Source organism: Candidatus Chordibacter forsetii, assembly GCF_964187505.1.
In the GTDB taxonomy this organism is placed as follows: domain Bacteria; phylum Verrucomicrobiota; class Verrucomicrobiia; order Opitutales; family Seribacteraceae; genus Chordibacter; species Chordibacter forsetii.
In genome coordinates, this window is sequence record NZ_CAXLML010000109.1 from 1 (window position 1) to 2,581 (window position 2,581).

Annotated in this window: 4 protein-coding genes; 2 read left to right on the forward strand and 2 right to left on the reverse strand. The window is 44.3% G+C overall.

Translation table 11 applies throughout. From position 1 onward, the window contains the following. Nucleotides 1–326, forward strand: a 326-nt coding sequence (locus ACKPQ4_RS05060; protein WP_407680122.1) for a hypothetical protein, incomplete at its 5' end; no start/stop codon positions are given. A gap of 25 nt (nt 327–351) precedes the next feature. On the opposite strand, the gene ACKPQ4_RS05065 is transcribed toward ACKPQ4_RS05060, so the two are convergent. Then, nucleotides 352–552, reverse strand: a complete 201-nt coding sequence (locus ACKPQ4_RS05065) for a hypothetical protein (protein ID WP_407680123.1) — start codon at nt 550–552, stop codon at nt 352–354. 524 nt (nt 553–1,076) lie between these two features. On the opposite strand from ACKPQ4_RS05065, the gene ACKPQ4_RS05070 reads away from it, so the two are divergent. After that, complete coding sequence (locus ACKPQ4_RS05070; protein WP_407680124.1) at nt 1,077–2,213, forward strand: Fic family protein; 1,137 nt, start codon at nt 1,077–1,079, stop codon at nt 2,211–2,213. Nucleotides 2,214–2,327: 114 nt separating this feature from the next. Here the strand turns inward: ACKPQ4_RS05070 and ACKPQ4_RS05075 are convergent. After that, a partial coding sequence (locus tag ACKPQ4_RS05075) for a hypothetical protein (protein WP_407680125.1) occupies nt 2,328–2,581 on the reverse strand: 254 nt, incomplete at its 5' end.

Here is a 2,581-nt window from a genome sequence, read left to right on the forward strand (position 1 = left end):
GTGGACCTATGTATCAACCCTGGGATTATGAAACAAAAGTTCGCCCCAAAACAGAAACCTTAGAATTTAACTTGTTCAAATTGCAATCTCAGTGGGCCAATATTGCAAGAGATATAGCTCATGTTACCAAGCCTGTGGCTTTCACTGGGAAAAAAGCTAGGAGATTATTGGTAAATGTACTTCAAGATTCACCTCCACCTTGGGGTGATTGGGATAGGTTATCTTATTCTGAAGAGAAAAGAAGTGCATTCACAAAGCTTAGGCAAAATGTAAATATAAATCTCAATTCTCACAAAGTTGATCATATTGGCTTTATATTAAGATGAAGAAACTGGGATCATTCACATTGGCTTAAACCCAATTCAACAACTCCGTCCTCTGCCCTTTGGCAATTTCTAAGCCGTACTGTTCAAGGGCACGAGCAGTCGGATCATCTGCGACCACAAGATACCGATAGGATAATTTAGAACGGACGAATTCCTTGATTGCATCATCCAAAGAGTACTCTCCAGAATAAAACCCTTTCATTTGATCAATACTCAGCTTGGACATGACCAAGCGATCCCCCACATATACACAAAGGCGGTCCCTGAAAGGGGTCTTTCCAGGTTTTCATGCTTTTACCTCAAGACTAATTATGAGTCTTTTTATAAAATGCATTACGCTCAAAAATTCGTCGAATATGGATAACACTGCCGTCAATCCAGCACAGCTGGGCACCGCTATGTGCGCTCTTTTCCGCTAATCAAAATGCTTTTTTAACGGCTATTTTTAGTATCAGTGTGTAATTGTGGCTATCAGCTGTGTCATGGCCTGTCCCAAGTTACATGAGCTAGTCGATACTTTGAGTCATTTGCCCGATGGATTTACTCGCGGTGGACATCTTCCGAAACGGACGCCATCGATTGCGCCTCATTTTATCAATATTTGAGATACAAGAGAGTTTGTTTTTCATTTGTGATACACAAGATGCGTTGTGAGTCATTTTTACAACTTTTGATTAATAATTTGATTTATCCATTATTCATGATACACAAATAAGTTTATCAATCATTTTTTTAACTTTTGAGGCACAAATGGAAATCAATCTCGAAAACGCAGTTTACTACCACCAAGAAGGCTTCCCTCCCACAACTATCGACTATTCGAGTATCATACAGCCACTGATGGAGGCTGGAGCTGCGCTAGCCCGATATGACGAAGCACTGGGACGGCTGCACAACAGGGAATTATTTTTGGCACCACTGCGTAATCAGGAAGTCGTCGCGTCATCACGAATGGAGGGTACCATCAGCACGATGGATGAGATCTTGCAGTATGACAGCTCCAAAGACGATGATGAAGAAGACGATATCCTAAAAGCAAACGTGCGCTCGGATGTGATCGAGACTATTCTCTATCGAAGAGCGCTAAGGTATGCGCAGCAAGAAATCGGCGATGGTCGGCCAATTAGCGACGGACTCATCCGCAGCATGCACCAAATGCTCTTATCTTTCGGGCGCGGTGCAGCAAAGAAGCCCGGACAGTATAAAACGGAGCAAAATTATATCGGCGATGAGCGCAACGGTAACATCAGCTATGTGCCGATCAGCCCAGAAAAGCTACCCGAAGGGATGGATCGCTTATTCGACTATATAAGGCAATCGGAACATCCAGAACTGATTCGAACTGCGCTCGCTCACGTCGAATTTGAAGCACTCCACCCATTTAAGGACGGCAACGGGCGTATCGGACGAATGCTCATTACCCTAATGCTTTGGAGTGGCGGTGATATTTCTTCTCCGCACTTTTATATCAGCCGTTATATGGAAGAACATAAGGCTGCATACATCGCACGCATGAAAGCGGTCTCCTCCGGAAATGACTGGATGGGCTGGCTCTCATTTTTCTTTGAGGCGGTTAAAGACCAAGCGAAGTATAACCTCGAAATGATTAGCAGAATCGGTGAACTCTATGAGGCTATGAAACCGATCTTTAGCGACATCACTGGATCAAGATACTCCATTGCTTTGCTCGACGCAATCTTCACCTCGCCGAGGTTTGACAATAGGCGTATCTCCAAGCTTACAGGTATCTCACCCGCGACGGTCAACCGCTTTACGAATACTCTACTCGCCCACCCGAGTGATTTAGTGGAAATAGTCCAACCCGCAGCCGGAAGACGGGGAGCAATCTACTCTTTTGAACCGCTCTTACAAATCATACGCGTGTAAAAGGGTCCCGTAGGGGTCTGTCCAGGTTTCATGATTTTACCAAAAGAGACTAGATATGAGTCTTTTAATAAAATGCATTACGCTTAAAAATTCTACAAGATTTACTCTAAATCTTTAATTCTCAACAACCACGAGATGGAGAGAATCCAAGCGGAAGCGGGTTTCGGCGAGGGCTTCTTCGATAGCAGCTTGGTGAGTTTGTAAGTTTTTGATTTCCGATTGATCCACCGATGGATTGAGACGGGCGAGATTTTGAAGACGGGAGATCTCGGACTGGAGCTCCTGCTCAACCGAAATCCGTGCTTCGGCCACAAGATCTTCGGTGACCTGAAACATGTGAGCCTCAGCGGATTTTCGCATTTTTTTGA